Origin of the sequence: Streptococcus didelphis DSM 15616 (assembly GCF_000380005.1) — a bacterium.
GTDB classification, from domain to species: Bacteria; Bacillota; Bacilli; order Lactobacillales; family Streptococcaceae; genus Streptococcus; species Streptococcus didelphis.
Map to the genome: position 1 here is coordinate 18,119 of NZ_KB904195.1, position 18,658 is coordinate 36,776.

The following is an 18,658-nucleotide window of genomic DNA, read 5'->3' on the forward strand; positions in this document are numbered from 1 at the left end:
AATGTGTAAAACCATCGTCTATGATGACACTATCATCAGTAAGTCTCAAGTTATTTCAAAACTTTCTTCTTATTTAGATGTGGAATCAATTGCACTATCCAGACCAACAGCAGATGAACTAGTTGTAAATCTTTATGAGGAGTTTGATATATGAGGACTTATTTGGGGATATTTAAGATTAGATTTATCTCGACCATTCATTATCGGACAGCAGCCCTAGCAGGGATTATGACCCAATTTGCTTGGGGAAGTCTTCTTATACTAATGTTTAAAACTCTTTATAAGCATAACAGCTCTGCTTTTCCTATGACCATGAAAGAGCTGAGTGATTATATATGGATTCAGCAGGCTCTCTTAAATCTTTTTGCTATCTGGATTTATGACAATAGTATTTTTGAGGATATTATTAGCGGACAAGTGGCTTATCAGTTTGCAAGACCTATAGATCTCTATAATAATTGGTTTGCAAATAATCTTGCTATGCGATTAGCACGAACCTTATTAAGGTGTTTTCTTCTATTTATTATTCCATTTTTTATTCCAGAACCTTATGGGCTCAATTTTCCTCAAAAACCAATTTTATTTCTTATAACTTTGGTCTTAGCAGCGTTATTGATTATTGCCTTTTTAATCTTGGTCTATATCTCTGTTTTTTATCTTTTATCAGCTACGGGGATAAGGGTTTTGGTAACAACGCTTGGGGAATTTTTAACAGGAGCTATTATTCCTCTTCCTTTTTTGCCTCATTGGCTGCAAAAATTAATTCAGTTGACGCCCTTTGCTTACATGCAAAATATCCCTCTTAGGGTCTATAGTGGACATATTCAGGAGTGGACGATTATTATTCCTCAACTATTTTGGTTGCTTATATTAATTCTTATAGGAAGAGTTTTTCTTAGTCGTGCTATCGGACAGGTCGTTATCCAGGGAGGGTGAGATGAATTTATATTATTCTTTTTTCAAGATACAGTTAAAGAGCCAACTTCAACATATATCTTCCTTTTTGTTTCTGATTTTAGGTCAGTTTTTAACGACTTTTATGACTATTTTTGGTATCTTTTTCTTGTTATCACGTTTTCAGGGGATTGGGGGATTTAGTTTATATGAAGTTTTGTTAAATGCAGCTATTATGAATCTTTCTTTTGCTTTATCAGAGTTATTTGCTAGAGGCTTTGACAATTTTTCTTATATGATTGGTAATGGGCAGTTTGACCGTATTTTGTTAAGGCCAAAATCCATTGTTTTGCAGGTGCTTGCTTCTCAAATAGAATTTTCCCGAATAGGCAGGGTGGTGCAAGCTCTTTTAGTTTTTGCCTATATTTTACCGCGTTTACCTATTACTTGGGATTTATGGCATTTATTTACCCTGTTGGTGATGATTCTAGCAACAGTTGGTATGTTTTGTAATCTTTTTTTCTTAGTAGCAAGCTTATCCTTTTTTACCTTAGAAGGCTTAGAAGTTATGAATATTTTAACTGATGGTGGACGTGAATTTGGGCAATATCCCTTTTCAATTTATGGAAAAAAAGTTTTAAAAATGCTAACCTATTGTATACCCTTAGCTCTTGTTCAGTATTATCCCTTTCTTTATTTAATAGGCAAGTCTTCAGATAAGCGACTCCTTATCTTGCCAATACTCGCACAGTTATTTGTCCTACCAGTCTATCTTGTTTGGAAAATCGGCTTAAACAATTATCAATCAACAGGATCATAATAAGCACTAGAAGAACTCATTTTTTTACTAGTTTATACTTATAGGAGGAAAGTAAAATGAGATTATGGCATGAAACTCTAATTCCCCTGCTACCTCGTAATCAGCTTTTAGGCCAGCACCGTGAGTGCTGTGCCTTACGGGGCAAGGGGTGGGGGAAAAAGCATAGTACTGTAGACTATGTCTTTGAACACTCTCCTTATTATCTCTATAAATATCATTTGAAAATCATGGAAGAAATGTCTCAAAGAGGCTATCAGGTTTCACCAGAATGGTTGGATAAGAACTATCGGGGGAAAAATATGGTAGCTTATAAAGATTTAGAGCCTTTAGCGACATCTTTTCCAATTTATTTGGAACATGATGAGGCTTATTTGCAAGAATGCCTTGAAAACTTAGCTTCTAAGAATATCTATCTTACCCTTTAAAAACAAAAAACCTTAGGTTGACCTTTTATCTTCAAGTTGAATGTTAGATTCAAATTGAAGGCAGATCAAGCAAAGGTTTTTTACTATCTTTTTTATCTGATCAGTAATTGTTTAGTTCTCTTTTTTTGCTAAAAGGCTACTTGCAAAGTGGTCAAAAGAGTCTAGCACAAAACGTAGAAAGTCTTCAGTTTCAGGGAGGAGTTGGGCTTCTCCATCAAAAAGGGTATGTACTTCAGATAAGTAGACTTCAGGCTGTTGCATGAGTGGTGTGTCGAGGTAGACTAAACTTTGACGTAAGTGATGGTTGGCACCAAAGCCTCCTAATTTACCATTGGACTGGCTGATGATAAGGGAAGGCTTTTTGGCAAAAGCTACTTGTCCGTAAGGTCTGGAGCCGATTTCTAAGGCATTTTTTAAGGCTGCTGGAATAGTTCTGTTATATTCTGGAGTAATAAAGATGAGAGCATCTTGCTCCTTTACCTCTTTGCGGAAGTCCTCATAGGCTTGAGGGCGGTTATTATCTTTGTCATTATCAGGATTAAATAGAGGAAGATCCTTGATTTCAATGATGGTGATTTTATGGTCTTTGGGGGCTATTTTTTCGATAGCTTGCGCTAGCTTTCTTGAATAGGAAGTCTTTTTTAAGCTGCCTAGGATAATGCCAATCTTTCTTTGTGTCATATAGTTTCTTCTTTCTTTTATTATTTCAATAGCTAGCTATGATAATTGTGTTTTTAAGCTAGCTGATTTTTGGTTAGAACATGCTTTTCTTATCAACCCATTTTTCATATAAATATGGGGTTAAAAAGCTTGATATAATTACTGCAAAAGCTATTTGTCCAATACTCTGGATGATCTGTGCAGGGCTTATTTTTAAAAATTGACTGACAAAAGGAGGAATAGACATGGAAAAAGCTGCCACAGAGCTCATGGATAGGGCCATGCGTCCTGCTTGTTTATTCCAGATGTTGTCAAAAAGAGTCACCGATAAAACCATGGCTAGGTAGAATATGAGGGTCAATAATACTCCTGATAAACTTGATTGGAAAGCCACAATAAGGTTTATTTTAGCACCGAAGGTTACTGCTAAAAAAGGGATGAGAAGCATGGATAAGGGCCGAAATTGCTTCTTGGATTCTGGATACATCATACCGATTAAAATTCCTATACCAAAGGGAAGGAGGTTAGCTATTATGGGAGTTACAAGGTCAATATGACTTTCTCCGATGCTTAAAATAACTAGTGGTATGGCTGGGAGCATTAAGAGATTGATTACAGAAAAGGTGCTTTCTTCATTATCTGAAATAGACTTACCTAATAAAACTAGATACATTCCAGGATTACAACTCATTAAGACAGCGCAGATGATAACGGCATTAATCCCTAATAAGATTTGTCCAGGAAAAAGTCTTTTCCAAATTAATGTCAAAAGAGTAGCGATAGCAATTTTAACTAATAAGACAGGACCGATACTTTTTAAGACACCAGCATATTTTTTGACGTCAGTTTTAATCCCTGAAACCAGTAACAAGACAGCAATAATAAAGAAGGTTGCTTGAGTGGTAAAAAGTCCACTGAAGGGAAAGCCAAGCTTTAAGACAGCTGGGAGAAAGGTGGCTAGTATAGCAGTTAAAAACATTGGAATTAAGAAATTGCTTCCTTTGAAGCGAGTTAGTTTGTTAATTAGTGTCATTGTTCCTCCTTATCATTTGGGATTTCTAAGGCTTTGCGCAGTAGAATCCTTAAAATCTCTTGTTCTTCACTAGAGAGACGACTAACAAGACCTGCTTCTAGGTCATGAGCAACACTTTTAAAAATCTCTTGATGCGTTAAAGCCTTATCTGTTAGGATTAATATATTTTGTCGGCTATCCTTGGGAGAAGGACGTCTTTCAAGCCAGCCGTGTAGTTCCAGCTTTTTCAGGACATTGGTTACGGTCGGATTGGATAGTTGAAAATAGTCTTCAATATCTTTTTGAATAGTTACCTGACCAGTTCGTATATAAAGGTATTTAATAATTTTAAATTGGGTATGACTTAATTTAAAGGGGTTTAAAATCTGACTGGAGTGTTTTTCAAACTTTAAATCTAAAAGTTTGAGAAGGTAGATTAAATTCTTGTAGCGCATAGAGACTCCTTTTTAATGATAGGTAGCTATGTATATAGTTTACAAGATTTTCTTTGACTTGACAAGCTTTAGATCTGGAAAGAAGTAAGGATTTTTTCCAGCTCTTATTAAGGTAGTGTTTTCTAGAAAAATAAGAAATAAAAACTATATATAAGGAACTTTTGAGGGTGGCTAACATACCTGAAAAAATTGTCTAGTTAATGGGGAAACATTATTGTTTTTTAATCTTTTTTATTGTATTATAACTTTATTCATTCAAGTATAATAATGAAGGAGAAGTAACTCTGATGGCTAAAAAGATTTTAGATTTACCCACATCTCGTTACCAAAAGCTACCTGCTTGGCTAACTATTTTATTATGTTGTCTTGCGATTGCAGTTTTTATTGCTTTAGAGATTTTTATTACTTGGATTCTCTTAGCTTTCTTCTTTATGGGTCAAACTTTTCTTAATGGAGAACATATTAGTAGTATTGATCCTTTCTTGAAGTATTTTCCCAACCTACACTTGGAATTAGGCCTCTTTGTGATAACAATTTTACTTAGTTTTGCCTGGGTTAAGTGGTATGAAAAACGTTCAATTACTAGCCTTGGTTTTTTTAAAAAGAATTGGTTTAAGGAGCTTCTCAAGGGTGGGGGTCTAGGGACTTTTCTCTTAATTATATCTGTAGGTATCGTTTATCTTTTTGGAGGTTTAGAGTTTGAAAGGCTTGATTTTTCGCTGTCAACAATTTTTTATGTCCTATCCTTACTTCCTTTTTGGTTTATTCAAGGCTTAGCAGAGGAAGTGCTTTTACGCGCTTGGCTTTTACCTATTATTAATAAACGTAGTAATTTGGTTATGGCTATTGCAATTTCAAGCAGTCTGCTGAGTTTCTTGCACTGGGGGGATGATCTTATGACAGTCTTTACCTTGGTTGGCCTTATTTTATCTGGTATCTTAATAGCTCTCTATATGCTTAAGACAGATAATATCTGGGGAGCGGCTGGACTTCATGGGGCCTGGAATTTTGCACAGGGCAATATCTTTGGAATAGCCGTGAGTGGTACCTATACAGGAGCATCTTTTCTTTCTTTTAAAACTGTAGTTGGTGCTCCAGAATGGGTTTCAGGGGGTGCTTTTGGAATTGAAGGGAGTTTTTTAACGAGTTTTATCTTACTTATTGCTATTAGTATTTTGGCATGGCAGTTAATAAGAGAAAAAACAGATGAAAAAGCTATTACTGACAATCAAGAAAGTTTTGATATTAAGCAAATGTGGTTTAGCTAGGGCTTAAATAGATTAAGAAGCTTATGTTAGGATAAGCTTTTTTTGTGTATAGTAGGAAAAAGATAGGAATAATTTCGATAAAAAAAGGAAAACACTTGACTTCATAAAAACCGAATATTATAATATAAGCATCATAATAATTTAATAAACTAAAATTCGGAGGGTGTTCTGTGTCTCAACTAACTTTAAAAGAACTACGACAATTACGTAAAATGACGCAAGAAGAACTTGCTGTTCAGACCGGTATTTCGATTCGTACAATTTCGAGATATGAAAAGGATGTTAAGGTACTTAGACGCGCTAAGTATGAAAAATTAAGAGAGATAGCTAATATTTTGTCTGTGTCAGTAGACGATATTTTTTTAGATAATGATTCGGATTTTATGAAATAGTTATCTCTTTAGTTAAGGTTACGCATTTAGAGTCATGAGATTATCCGTTTTTTAGGGGACGTGAGAAGAAAAAGAGAGTCAGCTTGTAAGAACTGGCTCTCTTTGATTGTGTAGAGGATTATTTGCTTAACATTGTCTCGTCAAGAGGGAGTATAAGTCTGGACTTATCTAGGTCAATGCTTAAGTGATACTCACTATTATCACGGATGGTGTGTTCAAAGTCGGTTGTATAAAGAATGAGACGCAAGTGATCTCCTTTTTCCAGCTGGTAAATGCTTGGCTGTAAAGTTAAGGTAAAGGTCATCCATTGGTGGGCTTCAATTGTTTCAATAGTAAGTAAGTCATTTCTATTTTGAAGGTTGATAAAGCCTTTTGTAATAAGGCGATGATCAGACAGCTTATAAGGAAGTTCCTTAAGATCCTCACGGGAAAAGTTTTGCCCATTGTCAATTGTTTTCAAGTCAAGAGTAGCAGGAGTGTCTGCAAAACGTTTTTTCTTTTTGTAGTCTAATAGCTGAGCAGACAAGATGCCCTTATTTGTAGATGATTTTAAGCAAAGCTCAAGCTTAATTTGTCCATTGATTGGTAAATGCTTGTCAAGTGTCATATCAAGGTGAATTTGAGGTGTCTTGGCTTGGTAGAGGTCAGTTTTAAAAAGATTAAAATCTTGGTTGTAGGCTTGGAAATCTTGGGCACTGTAGTGATTGTCAATGGTTTTTTGGCCACTACCAAGGGCTAAATTGAGCTCTTTTTGGCTACCAAAGTAATCTAATACTTTCCAATTTTGTTCTACTTGGTTATCTTGCCATATAATAGAAGGAAGTTGGTATCCATTAGCTTGTCCTAATAATTTTTGGCAGAGAAGGGCATTCATGGATTCCCTAAAATCAATGGACTGCCAGTTGTGCATGTAGACATGTTGTCCATGGTGCAAAAAGGCATGGGTTTGAAGACTATCAGGTAAGGCTTTAAGGATCTTATAGACATGATTTGGTTTAACATTCCAATCTTGTAGACCATGGGTAAAGACCAGTTGACATTTGACCTTGTCGGCATGGGGAAGATAGTTGCGGTCATGCCAGTATTGGTTATAGTCGCCACTATTGCGGTCAATATCCTGAGATTGTTGGTCTAATAAGGAATGATACTTGTCTTTTTGTCTTAGATAATCTCCAGCAAGCAGGGAGCGAGAATAGGTTAGTTCTGTTAAGACGTCTAGGTCCTCGCCAGGATAGCCACCAGGGCTACAGATTAGACCGTTTTCACGGTAGTAGTCGTACCATGATGAGATAGCAGCTTCTGCGATGATGACTTCTAAGCCCTCAACACCAGTAGTAGCTAGACCAGTTGACATGGTACCTAGATAAGATTTTCCTGTTGTAGCTACTAAACCATTGGACCAATCAGCTTTGACATAGGCCTCTCTTTTATGACTTGTAAAGGCTAGGGCTCTGCCATTCAACCAATCAATAACTGCCTTGAAGCTTTCGATTTGCAGGTAATCACCAGAGGTCATAAAGCCATCTGAACCTGCTGTCCCCACACCTGATACATAGATATTAGCAAAACCGCGTGCTAGGAAGTAGTCGTTTAGGGTGTAGGAAGGAATGTAAGAAAAGCTTTCTTGACTAGGAAGTGTAGCGAGGTCTTTGGGTTTACTTTCTAATCTTGTTATTTTCTTGGTTTCCACCTTGATATGTCTGGATGCCTTTACTTTTAAGCTTTGCTTCATATCATGAAGTTTCTTGTCATTAGCAACTTCATTGACACCTTGATGATAGGGGCTAGCTGTCATCATGGTTGGAATTTTGTGAATTGTATGAGGTCTGATGATATTAACTTTTATTAAGTCTAGCTGGCCATCTTGGTCGGTATCTACAGGAGCTTGGACATAGACAACTTCTCGGATTAAATTATTAGTATCAAAGGTAGCTAGAGCTTTTCCATTGAAGTAGTGATAGTCATTATCTATAGGTAATAGGCCTTGAGATACTAGTTTATCAATCAGGGTATTTCCTGTTTTGGTACGACTTGCTAGGAGTTGGTGTAGGTTTTGAAAAATATTGCCATAGGTAATAGGAAAAGCGATATTTTCAAGGAATTCTTTGGGATTACTAAAGTCAACCTGTGGAACAAATTCTAGGACTTGTAGAGCTAATAAGTAAAAAATTTCCTCTGTTAAAGGAAGGTCTGATTGAAAGAAGCTTAGGGCATCTCTGTCTTGACTAGCAAGCCAAAGGCTAAGGGGATAAGCTGTATCGGGATGGTTTTTAAGGATCTGGCCTAGAAAGGTGTGGAGGTTAGCTTTTTCTGACAAATCAAGCGATAAGGGAAAACCAAGTGTTTGTAATTCTTCTAGGGCTTTTTTTGGACTTGTTGGGATATAACTGAATTGATTGTAGCGCATAGGAGCCTCTTTCTAATGATTAGGAAATACTATATAGGAATTAAGCAGACTATTTTGCTTAATAAAGATAGTCTGTAGCTACTTTTTGATACTAGTATGTCTATTATACCATTGAAGGAACTTATATTCTATTTTCATTAAAAGCAGAAGTTTTTTATGACTTTTGTTTGGTGATTAGCTTTACAATACTTATCATCCTTGATAGAATGGTAGCTAGTACAATTAAAAATACTTGGAGGAAATGAGGACACATGGAAATAACATGGGCTGTGAAGTACATCACAGAATTTATTGCAACTGCCTTTTTAATTATTTTAGGAAATGGTGCTGTTGCTAACGTTGATTTAAAGGGAACAAAGGGTAATAATTCAGGCTGGATTATTATTGCAATTGGATATGGTTTAGGAGTTATGATGCCAGCTTTAATGTTTGGTAATGTATCTGGTAACCATATCAATCCAGCATTTACATTAGGTTTGGCAGTGTCAGGGCTCTTTCCTTGGGCACATGTTTTACAATATATTCTTGCACAGTTTTTAGGAGCAATGTTTGGACAGCTTATTGTGGTAGGAGTTTACCAACCATACTTTGCTAAAACAGAAAATCCAAATCATATTTTGGGATCATTTTCAACAATATCAGCTCTTGACAATGGTACAAAAGAAAGTCGCAAGGCTTCCTACATCAACGGTTTCTTAAATGAATTTGTTGGTTCATTTGTTTTATTCTTTGGCGCATTAGCTTTAACAAAGAATTATTTTGGGGTAGAACTTGTTGGGCAACTAATTAAGGCAGGTTATGACCAAACAACGGCTGCAACTCAGATCGCCCCCTTTGTAACAGGTTCAATTGCTGTGGCTCACTTAGGAATCGGTTTTCTTGTAATGGCACTGGTGGCTTCACTTGGAGGTCCTACTGGTCCTGGTCTCAATCCAGCGCGTGACCTTGGTCCTCGCTTGGTGCATCACTTACTTCCAAAATCAGTTCTTGGTTCAGCTAAGAGTGATTCAAAATGGTGGTATGCTTGGGTACCAGTTGTTAGCCCAATAGTTGCTGCTATTGTTGCAGTTGCATTGTTTAAGTTTATTTATTTATAAAAAGAAGGCTTTAGGGCCTTTTTTGCTTTGATTGGGGAAGGTGGGTACCTTTTTGTAGAGATTGGTGGGGATAGATAGGGTTAGTGTATACTTAGAAAAATCACTTTTGGAACCTATAATTTCTTGTCAAATCCTGTAATTTTGTCTATAATAACAGAGAATTAGGAGGAAAACATGACTTTATTAAAAGATGCGGTCTTTGGTACCCCAGTATTGCGTGTTAATAATCGTCAACTGAATATTGACTTTTATCAAAAAAGTTTAGGGTTTAAACTGGTCTATGAAGAAAATGCTATTGCTGTTTTTACTTCATGTGAAGCCAAAAAAGAACGTTTTGTCATTGAAGAATCACCAGCTACTAGAACACGCGCCGTTGAAGGACCTAAAAAAGTAAACACTATCATAGTCAAAACAAGCAGTCCCTGGGCTATTGAACAATTACTGGCTCATGGAGCGCAAGCAGACACAGTATTTATTGGTAAAAAGGGTTATGCTTATCAAGTGACCTCGCCAGAAGGCGATTGTTTCTTATTACACGCTGAGGATGACGTAGCACAATTAGAAGTTACTGATTTACCAGAACTAGAAGCTGAAGCTGATTTTTTAGGCTTGCCAGATTTTACTTTTGAAAAAATAAGCTTAAATGTTTCAGATCAAGATAAGGCTAGAAATTTTTACCAAGATTTATTTGACAAGGAATTTCCTCTTGAGCTGGATTTTATTCAAGCACAAGGACCTGACTTAGCTATAGCTCCTCATATGACTTGGGACCTTGAAATCCTTGAAGTGCTTGTACCAAAAGATTATGATTTGGCAGAGTTAAAGGTGAGGCTTGAAGAAAAAGGGCAGGAAATTTACCTAGATAAAAAGGAAACAATCTTGGTTCTTTCTGATTTGAGTAATATAGAAATCTGGTTTATGAAATGATGTCTAGCATCTTTGACTTGATTCACCAACAGCTTGAAAAAGGCTTATACCACGGGGCTAGCTTAGCCCTTTTTCAGTCTGGTAAATGGCAAGAGTATTATCTGGGTACTATTGATGGTACTCAACCTGTTAGAGAGGGCTTGGTCTATGATTTAGCCAGTGTGTCTAAGGTGCTTGGTGTGGGGACGCTGTGTATTTTTTTGGTAAATAGCGGAGCTTTAGAGCTGGATATGCCATTGACCCATTACTACCCTAGCTTTAAAGACAGGTATGTTACTGTGCGGCAGCTTTTAACGCACACTAGTGGCATTGATCCCTTTATCCCAGATAGAAATAGCTTAGGTGCTCAGCAATTAAAAGAAGCTATGAATCATTTAAGGGTTGAAGAGGATAAGTCTTTTAAGTACACTGATGTTAATTTTATCTTATTGGGTTTTATGTTGGAAGAGATGTTTGGTCAGTCGTTAGATCTTTTGTTTGAAGATGTTATTTTTACACCTTTTGGGATGAGGGAGACTTCCTACGGGCCAAGAAAGGGTGCTGTTCCCACGCTTAGGGGCCTTTTGGATGGTCTGGTTCATGATCCCAAGGCTCGGGTTCTTAAGGAACATACAGGGTCAGCGGGGCTTTTTTCTACCCTTAAGGATTTGGAGCTTTTTGTAGATCATTATCTCAAGAATGACTTTTCAGATAATCTTTTTCAGAACTACAGTCAAATCGACAAGGAGCGCTCGCTTGCTTGGGATTTGAAAGGAGACTGGATTGACCATACTGGCTATACAGGTCCTTTTATAATGCTTAATAAAAAGGCTCAAAAGGCTGCTATATTCCTTACTAATCGTACCTATGAAAGGGATGAGAGGAGTTTGTGGATTTCAGAGCGCAGCCAGTTGACAAATCTTATAGGTCAGGTATTAGAAGAAAGTTAAGTAAAAAAGCTATAGAAATCTTTCTATAGCCCAGATTGGAGAAAGGTCTATTTGGGACACTTTTCTTCAATCTTTTCTTTTTGTTTAAAAATAAAAAATCCCTAAAAACGTTATAATCATAAGGTTTTTAAGAGTTTAATTATTATTTTTCCTACAAAATTTCTCAAGTATTAAATGTTTAAGGGTTTTCTATTTTTTAGGAATTTTACTTTAGAGGGCTTTTTCCATAGTGATATGGTCAATACCAGCCTCGGAAAATATTTGGCCATGGGGTAGAAAGCCAAGTTTGGCATAGAAGCTTTGGGCACTGAGTTGCGCGTGGAGTTGAATTTTTTGAACCCCCTGAAGGCCTGCATAGTCCATAACATATCCTATAAGGGTCTGTCCAATCTTGTCTCCACGATAGGCTTCAAGAACGGCCATCCGCTGCAAGGTGGCTGATTGGTTGTCCTTGCTAAAAAGAAGTCGGCAAGTAGCACAGGGATTTCCTATATCATCGTAGACTGTAAAATATAGACAGTGTGCCTCATCCTTATCAATTTCTAATGAGGAGGGAACTCCCTGTTCTTTTACAAATACAGTTTGCCGAATTTTAAGAGCATCTAGATAGGTTTTAGCTAAGGTATTACGGGTCTGTTTGATAATCATAAATCTATTTTAACCAAAAAAGAAACATTGTCAATGGACAATGTTTCTTTTAGAGGCATTATTTGTTTGAAACGGCTTGTGCAGCGTCATCCATAGAAAGAACTTCGTGGAAGACACGTTGTGTTAATTCTTGTTTTTGTTCTGGTGTAAGGTATTTAGTATTTACACAGTAACCAGAGATACGAACGATAACGTCTTCGCCTGACATAATCTTGTCATAGACGTCATTAAGGTCCATAACGTTTAAGTTAACGTGTTGGCCACCATTTTCAAAGTAACCATCAAGGACTGTTACTAGGTTATTGACTTGTTCATCAAATGTTTTACCAAGCGCACGAGGTGATACTTGGGTTGTTAATGAAATACCGTCGTTAGCATGTGAGAATTCAAGTTTTGCAAGTGAGTTAAGGTTTTGTAACCAACCACCTTTAGCTTTGTTAGATGGGTTAGCACCTGGTGAGAAGAATTCTACTTGGCTAGTATTTACAGAGCCATCTTCGTTAAGGAATACGCCACGGTGAACTGGAGAGTTACCAGTTTGTTTAGAGTAAGCAACGTTTGATGTAATAGTAAGAAGTGATACTGAAGCTTCTGCATCCTTGTAAAGTTTGTGGCTTGCAAGACGAGTGTGGTAAGCTTCCATCAACCATTTAGCAATATTATCAACACGGTCATCATCTTCACCATAACGAGGGAAATCACCACTTACTTCATAGTCATAGATGTAGCCATTTTCATCACGGATAGTTTTAACAGTAGCATATTTAATAGCTGATAGGGTGTCGACAGTATTTGCGAAACCACAGATACCAAATCCCATGTTAGCCCGTTGGTGACTTGGAAGGAAGGCCATTTGAACTGCTTCGTAGTTATATTTATCAGTCATGTAGTGGATGATATTAAGGGCATCTACATAAGTGTCAGTCAACCAGTCAAGTGATTTTTCAAAGTTAGCCATAACTTCATCATAGTCAAGGATTTCTGAAGTGATTGGTTCAACAACGTTGAATACTTTGTAGTCTCTGTGAACATCATCATAACCACCATTAAGTCCTGTAAGTAATGCTTTAAGGACGTTAACACGGGCACCAAAGTATTGGATGTTGTGACGTTTGTCTTCGTTTTCTGGATCAAGTGGTGATACACAGCAAGAAATACATGACATTTCGCCATAGCCTTCTTTTGCCATTGTCGTTACACCTTCATATTGGATTGAAGAGTGTTTGTGGCTCATTGTCATACAGTAACGGCGGAAAGCATCAGGAAGTTTATCAGTCCAAAGAACAGTTAGGTTTGGTTCTGGAGAGTTACCGATATTGTCAAGTGTGTTTAAGAAGCGGTAATCCATTTTAGTAACACGGTGACGTCCATCATTACCCATACCTGCCATTGATGTTGTAATAAAGGTAGGATCTCCTGAGTAAAGAGCGTCATAAGCTTTTGTACGACCAAATTTAACAGTACGAAGTTTTAAGACGAAGTCATCAACAAATTCTTGGATTTCTGATTCAGTGAAGGTTCCGCGAGCGAGGTCACGTTCAGCGAAAATATCAAGAACAATTGGGACACGACCTAAAGAAGTAGCAGCACCATTGATAACACGACATACAGCCATGAAAGCAATATTTACCCATTGGATAGCTTCTTTAACGTTTTCTGCTGGACGACGTACATCAAGACCGTAAAGATCACCAAGTTTAGCAACTTCACCAAGTGCTTGGTATTGAAGGTTAATTTCTTCACGAAGACGGATTGATTCTTCGTCAATTTCAGTGATAGCATTCCAGTCGTTTACTTTTTCTTGCATGAGGTAGTCAGCCCCATAAAGAGCAAGACGAGCATAAACACCAATGATACGTCCACGTGAATAAGCATCTGGCAGACCAGTTACAGTGTGGGCGTGACGAGCACGACGGATATTTGATGTGTAGGCACGGAAGATACCATCGTTAACAGTTGTTACATATTTTGTGAAGATTTCGTGTACTGCTGGGTCTGGTTCATAGCCATTTTCTTTAAGGGTAGTTTCTGCCATGCGGATACCGCCTTTTGGCATGAAGTTTAATTTGAACAACTCATCGTTTTGAATACCATAAATGAGTTCGTTTTCCTTGTCAATGTATCCAGCAGGGATACCGGCAATTGATGTTGGACGAGTATCGAATGGGAAACGAGTAGCTTCATATTCAGCTTTTGTATCTTCAATGATTTTTTTAATTTTTAAAGAACGTTCCGTAGCTCCAGCTAAGAAGCTTTCATCGCCATCATATGGTGTGTAGTTAGCTTGAACAAAGCGTGATACACTAGCTTTTTCTTTCCAATCGGTTCCTTTAAAGCCTTCCCAAGCTTTTTCAAAAACATCTGTGTTAGTTTTTACAGTTGCCATAATTATCTCCTTAAAATTCTAGTAACAGGGTGCTCTGTTACATTTACAATATTAAGTTTACCACACAGGAAACGTTTTCCCAAGCAAATTTCTTGACAAATAACAGATTCTTTTATAATACAGTTTGTTGAAACAGTCACAAACTGTATCAGAATATGTTTACTTGGTTTTGATAGCCTTAAAGAGTATAATAAGTATGGGGGTACTTATGCTTATTTTTCCATTGCTTAATGATACATCACGCAAGATTATTCATATTGATATGGATGCTTTTTTTGCTGCTGTGGAAGTACGTGATAACCCTAAATTAAAAGGTAAGCCAGTCATTATTGCCAAAGATCCCAGAGAAAGTGGTGGTCGAGGGGTGGTTTCTACCTGTAGTTATGAAGCAAGAGAATTTGGTGTGCATTCGGCAATGAGTGCCAAGGAAGCCTATGAAAGATGCCCCCAAGCTATCTTTATTTCGGGTAATTATCAAAAGTATCGCCAAGTCGGCCAGGAGGTTAGGCAGATTTTTAAGCGTTATACCGATATTCTTGAACCCATGTCGATAGATGAGGCCTATTTAGATGTTACTGAGAATAAATTAGGCATAAAATCAGCTATAAAAATTGCTAAATTAATCCAACATGATATATGGAAGGAATTACATCTCACCTGTTCAGCAGGGGTTTCCTATAATAAATTTCTAGCAAAACTAGCCAGTGATTTCGAAAAACCATATGGCTTGACGCTAGTATTGCCAGAAGATGCCCTGTCATTTTTATCTAACCTCCCTATCGAAAAATTCCACGGAGTGGGGAAAAAATCTGTCGAAAAATTACATGACATGGGTGTCTACAAGGGAGAGGATCTCTTGAAAGTACCTGAGATGACCTTGATAGATCATTTTGGACGTTTTGGTTTTGACTTATATCGTAAAGCCAGAGGCGTCAGTCATTCCAAAGTAAAGCCCAATCGTATTCGTAAATCAATAGGAAGTGAGAGAACCTACGCTAAGCTACTTTATACGGATGAAGATATTAAGGCCGAAATTGCTAAGAATGCAAAACGGGTTTCAGAGATAATGGCCCAAAATGACAAGCTGGGTAAAATCGTTATTTTGAAGGTCAGGTATTCAGACTTTACCACCCTAACTAAGAGAATTAGCTTAGATTATGATACTCGTGATTTTGAAAGAATTAATCAGGTAGCCTGTGATATCTATGATAGCTTAGAGGAAAATCCAGCAGGGATTAGATTGTTGGGAGTCACTATGACAGGCTTGAATGGGGAAAATCAGAATATTATTTTGGATATATAACAAGCTGCCCAAGGTTAATTGGACAGCTTGTTTAGTTTTATGCTTCAAATTCAGTTTCTTCTTCTTTTTCATTCAAGGTTTTGGCTTTTTTGAAGGCGAAGAAGTAGAGTGCAACAAAGGCTAACTGAATTAGGATATTAAGGATTGATGGTGCTACTAGGAGTTGAGAAATAATGTTAAGAGCTACAACTCCAAAGCCTAGGTAATAAGGTAGGTAGCTGATTTCTGCATTTTGACGAATATTTTTTTGATTAATGAAAACAAAGACTAGTATTGCAGCAGTCATTAATAAGGCAATGATTGTCATAAAGAGTGAGAAGGGTGTCAAGGCCTTTTCAATAGCAGCGTATGCTTCAGGTGTCATGGTTGCTTTAAGATTTTCGTTATCACGAACTAAAAAGAGTGAAACGAGACCGATTAGACCAAAGACCACTGTTATAGCGTTTAAAACAATAATAACAATGTTGAGTGTTTTAAGTGACTGACGCACTTTTTCGTATGAAATCATAAGAACCTCCCTGGAACCTTGTATTTTTAGTTTAGTACAAGGATATTGTAACATAAAATTATCTGACATTGTAGACTTATTTGATGACTTTCTTAAAAAACTTTAGCAGGTCCTCTTCCTGAATACCAATCATGGGATCAATGGTCAGAAGATTTTTAGAAGTCAGGCGATAAGAAGAATGGCTAGTGTCCTCAGAAATTTGTGAGGGGGTATTTTTTGACGGGCTATCTTTTGTGAAATCAGGGGCTGATTTATTAGAGAAGTCGCTTTCTTTGGTCGCTGCTTGGTCTTTCTGGAAGCGTTGTAACAGATAGGTCTTACGATTGTCTCCTTCATTATTTATAGCGAATTCAAAGGCAGGGTATTGCCCTAAGAGGATAAGTTTACTCTTGGAGCGGGTAATAGCTGTATAGATGAGATTGCGTTGTAAAAGCCTGCCACTTTGACGTGTTATAGGTAGAATAACTACTTGAAATTCACTTCCTTGTGATTTATGGATACTCATAGCATAAGCTAGACTAATTTTTGACCATTCATTTCGAGGGTAAATCACCTCACTACCTTCAAAATCCATACAGATTTCATCTTGTTTAGATTCAGTGTATTTTGCAGGAATAAGGTCTGTAATATAGCCGATATCTCCGTTAAAAACATTGAGCTGGGGATCATTAACGAGATGTAAGACCTTGTCGCCAGACCGAAAATGCAGATCATTAAAGACAAATTCATTGCCATCAGATAAGGGATTTAAGAGTTCTTGCATGAGTTGATTAAGGCTATTGATACCTGCAGGTCCCTTATACATAGGAGCAAGTATCTGGATTTCCTCTTGTGCGATACCACTTTTAATAGCACTGCTAACAATTTTTTTAACCATATCAGGAATCTGTTGGGGCAAGGCCTCAAAATAAGAACGATCTGCCTTTTTATCCCTAAAATCAACAGGTAAAATCCCTTGTTTCATTTGATTGGCCAAATCCACAATGGTCGAGTCAGCAGATTGTCTAAAAATTTTTTTAAGGGCAATATGAGGAATCTGATCAACCCTTAGCAGGTCAGCTAAAACCTGTCCTGGTCCTACAGAAGGGAGCTGATCACTATCTCCGACAATAATTAGTTGAGTAGTTGAAGGTAAGGAGCTTAATAACTGATTAGCTAACCAGGTGTCTACCATGGAAAACTCATCGACAATGAGTAAATCACAGTCTAGATAATCTTCAAGAGCTTGATAGTCGTTATCCCCATTTAAACCTAAGTGACGATGAATAGTAGCGCTAGCTAGTCCTGTTAATTCATTCATCCGGCGGGCAGCACGGCCTGTCGGTGCTGCAAGAATAATAGGGATGTCTCTTTTGGTTAAGTCAATCTTGTGAAGCTTGGCATAGGCCTGTAAAATCCCTCTGATAACAGTTGTTTTCCCTGTTCCAGGTCCCCCAGTCAGGATAAAGACCTTGCTGGTTAGAGCTTTTAGGATAGCTTGTTTTTGAATCTTATCATAAGTCATGCCAAGCTCTTCTTGGATGGCTTGGATTTCTTGATTAAGGTTTTCATCTGTAAAAGAATGGGCTAATGGCGTATCTAGAAAGCGCAGGATATTTTTTTGAATGCCGTCTTCAGCTTGGTATAAACTGCTATCAAAGATTTTGGTATCAACATTATAGACTTTTCCTTGACTGATTAATTGGTCTAGTTCATTAGCCACCTGACTAGGGTCGCATGCTGTAGGCCTAGCTTCCTCTAATAAGGTGATGGCAGCTTCTAGCAGGTCTCGAGCCTCAATATAGGTATCGCCTTGGCTAATAGATTGTTCCAATAAAGAATGTAAAATCGCAGCTCGAAACCTTTCCGGAGCGTGGCTTTCAATTCCAACTTCTTGGGCCAGACTATCAGCTATCTTAAAGCCAATTCCTTGAATATCTTCAACTAACTGGTAGGGGTTGGACTCAATAATGTCTAAGGAATCTTCCTTATAGGTATCAACAATCTGAAAAGCAAAGCGATTGGAGATTCCTAGGGCTACTAATTTAGCAATAATTTGTTCAGTACCATAATTAAGTTTGAGGCGACTTACAAAAGCCTGTCGGTTACTTTCAGAAAAGCCAGTGATGCTAGCTAGCTTGCTAGGGTCTTCTAATATTTTATCAATGGTATTGTCGCCATAAAGTTTGATAATTTTTTCAGCTGTTTTTTTCCCGATTCCCTTAAAGTGGTCACTGGAAAAATACTTGATCAGTCCTTCTGAACTTGGTTTTAAACGTTGGTAACGACTGAGTTTTAATTGCTGGCCATACTTAGGGTGTTTGGTTAATTGCCCCCAGAAAGTATAGTCTTCTCCTTCAATCACTTCAGCCATGGTTCCTGTGACAATAATTTCCGCCTCATCAATGTCACTGTCAGTATCATCAATTAGGACTAAAAGAATCTTGAAAAAATTGCTGGCATTTTCGAAAATAATCCGATCAATGGTCCCTGTGAAATAATATTCCATCTCTTGTCCCCCTCTCCTCTCCTATAGCTAGCTTAAAAC

The 18,658-nt window shown here is 37.4% G+C and carries 18 protein-coding genes; 10 read left to right on the forward strand and 8 right to left on the reverse strand.

What is annotated here, in order from left to right:
- Position 1 precedes the first annotated feature (1 nt).
- Genes A3GU_RS10460 through A3GU_RS0105455 form a run of 4 tightly spaced genes read left to right on the forward strand, consistent with a single transcriptional unit; the run spans position 2 to position 2,139 of the window.
- Positions 2-154, forward strand: a complete 153-nt coding sequence (locus A3GU_RS10460) for a hypothetical protein (RefSeq protein WP_018366526.1) — start codon at positions 2-4, stop codon at positions 152-154.
- Complete coding sequence (locus tag A3GU_RS0105445) at positions 151-936, forward strand: ABC transporter permease (protein ID WP_018366527.1); 786 nt, start codon at positions 151-153, stop codon at positions 934-936. The genes A3GU_RS10460 and A3GU_RS0105445 overlap by 4 nt, the downstream gene beginning before the upstream one ends.
- A gap of 1 nt (position 937) precedes the next feature.
- Positions 938-1,714 carry an ABC transporter permease gene (locus A3GU_RS0105450; RefSeq protein WP_018366528.1) on the forward strand — a complete coding sequence of 259 codons (777 nt, stop codon included), beginning with the start codon at positions 938-940 and terminating at the stop codon, positions 1,712-1,714.
- Between the two features lie 56 nt (positions 1,715-1,770).
- The gene (locus A3GU_RS0105455) at positions 1,771-2,139 is read left to right on the forward strand and encodes a TIGR02328 family protein (protein ID WP_018366529.1); all 369 of its coding nucleotides are present in this window, start codon (positions 1,771-1,773) and stop codon (positions 2,137-2,139) included.
- Positions 2,140-2,250: 111 nt separating this feature from the next.
- On the opposite strand, the gene A3GU_RS0105460 is transcribed toward A3GU_RS0105455, so the two are convergent.
- The 3 genes from A3GU_RS0105460 to A3GU_RS0105470 form a co-directional block, all read right to left on the reverse strand.
- The gene (locus A3GU_RS0105460) at positions 2,251-2,820 is read right to left on the reverse strand and encodes an NADPH-dependent FMN reductase (RefSeq protein ID WP_018366530.1); all 570 of its coding nucleotides are present in this window, start codon (positions 2,818-2,820) and stop codon (positions 2,251-2,253) included.
- A 73-nt stretch (positions 2,821-2,893) separates the two neighbouring features.
- Positions 2,894-3,832 carry a 2-keto-3-deoxygluconate permease gene (locus A3GU_RS09610; protein ID WP_018366531.1) on the reverse strand — a complete coding sequence of 313 codons (939 nt, stop codon included), beginning with the start codon at positions 3,830-3,832 and terminating at the stop codon, positions 2,894-2,896.
- A complete protein-coding gene (locus tag A3GU_RS0105470) occupies positions 3,829-4,266 on the reverse strand; it encodes a MarR family winged helix-turn-helix transcriptional regulator (protein ID WP_018366532.1) in 438 nt (145 codons plus the stop codon). Before A3GU_RS0105470 ends, A3GU_RS09610 begins: the two co-directional genes overlap by 4 nt.
- Positions 4,267-4,550: 284 nt before the next feature.
- Between A3GU_RS0105470 and A3GU_RS0105475 the strand changes: the two genes are divergently transcribed.
- Together A3GU_RS0105475 and A3GU_RS0105480 are read left to right on the forward strand one after the other, a co-directional pair.
- Entirely contained in the window at positions 4,551-5,534 is a 984-nt protein-coding gene (locus A3GU_RS0105475; protein ID WP_211205192.1) for a CPBP family intramembrane glutamic endopeptidase, read from the forward strand.
- A gap of 170 nt (positions 5,535-5,704) precedes the next feature.
- Positions 5,705-5,926, forward strand: a complete 222-nt coding sequence (locus A3GU_RS0105480; protein WP_018366534.1) for a helix-turn-helix domain-containing protein — start codon at positions 5,705-5,707, stop codon at positions 5,924-5,926.
- A 118-nt stretch (positions 5,927-6,044) separates the two neighbouring features.
- Here A3GU_RS0105480 and A3GU_RS0105485 read toward each other — a convergent pair whose 3' ends face one another.
- Entirely contained in the window at positions 6,045-8,333 is a 2,289-nt protein-coding gene (locus tag A3GU_RS0105485) for a Xaa-Pro dipeptidyl-peptidase (RefSeq protein WP_018366535.1), read from the reverse strand.
- 251 nt (positions 8,334-8,584) lie between these two features.
- Here A3GU_RS0105485 and gla point away from each other — a divergent pair, with 251 nt between their 5' ends.
- The 3 genes from gla to A3GU_RS0105500 all read left to right on the forward strand — a co-directional run bounded on the left by gla (position 8,585) and on the right by A3GU_RS0105500 (position 11,286).
- Positions 8,585-9,430, forward strand: coding sequence for an aquaglyceroporin Gla (gla, locus tag A3GU_RS0105490; protein WP_018366536.1), 846 nt, complete (start codon positions 8,585-8,587; stop codon positions 9,428-9,430).
- A gap of 174 nt (positions 9,431-9,604) precedes the next feature.
- Positions 9,605-10,357, forward strand: coding sequence for a CppA family protein (locus A3GU_RS0105495; RefSeq protein ID WP_018366537.1), 753 nt, complete (start codon positions 9,605-9,607; stop codon positions 10,355-10,357).
- Positions 10,354-11,286, forward strand: a complete 933-nt coding sequence (locus tag A3GU_RS0105500; RefSeq protein ID WP_018366538.1) for a serine hydrolase domain-containing protein — start codon at positions 10,354-10,356, stop codon at positions 11,284-11,286. Before A3GU_RS0105495 ends, A3GU_RS0105500 begins: the two co-directional genes overlap by 4 nt.
- Before the next feature lie 210 nt (positions 11,287-11,496).
- On the opposite strand, the gene A3GU_RS0105505 is transcribed toward A3GU_RS0105500, so the two are convergent.
- On the reverse strand, positions 11,497-11,934 hold the full coding sequence (locus A3GU_RS0105505; RefSeq protein ID WP_018366539.1) for a GNAT family N-acetyltransferase: 438 nt from the start codon (positions 11,932-11,934) through the stop codon (positions 11,497-11,499).
- A gap of 58 nt (positions 11,935-11,992) precedes the next feature.
- Positions 11,993-14,320 (reverse strand): formate C-acetyltransferase, encoded by a 2,328-nt coding sequence (pflB, locus tag A3GU_RS0105510; protein WP_018366540.1) that lies wholly within the window; start codon positions 14,318-14,320, stop codon positions 11,993-11,995.
- A 208-nt stretch (positions 14,321-14,528) separates the two neighbouring features.
- Here pflB and dinB point away from each other — a divergent pair, with 208 nt between their 5' ends.
- Positions 14,529-15,623 carry a DNA polymerase IV gene (gene dinB, locus A3GU_RS0105515; protein ID WP_026216456.1) on the forward strand — a complete coding sequence of 365 codons (1,095 nt, stop codon included), beginning with the start codon at positions 14,529-14,531 and terminating at the stop codon, positions 15,621-15,623.
- 37 nt (positions 15,624-15,660) lie between these two features.
- On the opposite strand, the gene A3GU_RS0105520 is transcribed toward dinB, so the two are convergent.
- Together A3GU_RS0105520 and recD2 are read right to left on the reverse strand one after the other, a co-directional pair.
- Positions 15,661-16,131 carry a hypothetical protein gene (locus tag A3GU_RS0105520; protein WP_018366542.1) on the reverse strand — a complete coding sequence of 157 codons (471 nt, stop codon included), beginning with the start codon at positions 16,129-16,131 and terminating at the stop codon, positions 15,661-15,663.
- 76 nt (positions 16,132-16,207) lie between these two features.
- Complete coding sequence (gene recD2, locus A3GU_RS0105525) at positions 16,208-18,619, reverse strand: SF1B family DNA helicase RecD2 (RefSeq protein WP_018366543.1); 2,412 nt, start codon at positions 18,617-18,619, stop codon at positions 16,208-16,210.
- Positions 18,620-18,658: the final 39 nt, after the last annotated feature.

Excerpts from the sequence above, each read along its gene's own strand:
- A3GU_RS10460 (WP_018366526.1), top strand. The coding sequence starts at position 2 with ATGTGTAAAACCATCGTCTATGATGACACTATCATCAGTAAGTCTCAA.
- A3GU_RS0105445 (WP_018366527.1), top strand. The coding sequence starts at position 151 with ATGAGGACTTATTTGGGGATATTTAAGATTAGATTTATCTCGACCATT.
- A3GU_RS0105450 (WP_018366528.1), top strand. The coding sequence starts at position 938 with ATGAATTTATATTATTCTTTTTTCAAGATACAGTTAAAGAGCCAACTT.
- A3GU_RS0105455 (WP_018366529.1), top strand. The coding sequence starts at position 1,771 with ATGAGATTATGGCATGAAACTCTAATTCCCCTGCTACCTCGTAATCAG.
- A3GU_RS0105460 (WP_018366530.1), bottom strand. The coding sequence starts at position 2,820 with ATGACACAAAGAAAGATTGGCATTATCCTAGGCAGCTTAAAAAAGACT.
- A3GU_RS09610 (WP_018366531.1), bottom strand. The coding sequence starts at position 3,832 with ATGACACTAATTAACAAACTAACTCGCTTCAAAGGAAGCAATTTCTTA.
- A3GU_RS0105470 (WP_018366532.1), bottom strand. The coding sequence starts at position 4,266 with ATGCGCTACAAGAATTTAATCTACCTTCTCAAACTTTTAGATTTAAAG.
- A3GU_RS0105485 (WP_018366535.1), bottom strand. The coding sequence starts at position 8,333 with ATGCGCTACAATCAATTCAGTTATATCCCAACAAGTCCAAAAAAAGCC.
- gla (WP_018366536.1), top strand. The coding sequence starts at position 8,585 with ATGGAAATAACATGGGCTGTGAAGTACATCACAGAATTTATTGCAACT.
- A3GU_RS0105495 (WP_018366537.1), top strand. The coding sequence starts at position 9,605 with ATGACTTTATTAAAAGATGCGGTCTTTGGTACCCCAGTATTGCGTGTT.
- A3GU_RS0105500 (WP_018366538.1), top strand. The coding sequence starts at position 10,354 with ATGATGTCTAGCATCTTTGACTTGATTCACCAACAGCTTGAAAAAGGC.
- A3GU_RS0105505 (WP_018366539.1), bottom strand. The coding sequence starts at position 11,934 with ATGATTATCAAACAGACCCGTAATACCTTAGCTAAAACCTATCTAGAT.
- pflB (WP_018366540.1), bottom strand. The coding sequence starts at position 14,320 with ATGGCAACTGTAAAAACTAACACAGATGTTTTTGAAAAAGCTTGGGAA.
- dinB (WP_026216456.1), top strand. The coding sequence starts at position 14,529 with ATGCTTATTTTTCCATTGCTTAATGATACATCACGCAAGATTATTCAT.
- A3GU_RS0105520 (WP_018366542.1), bottom strand. The coding sequence starts at position 16,131 with ATGATTTCATACGAAAAAGTGCGTCAGTCACTTAAAACACTCAACATT.
- recD2 (WP_018366543.1), bottom strand. The coding sequence starts at position 18,619 with ATGGAATATTATTTCACAGGGACCATTGATCGGATTATTTTCGAAAAT.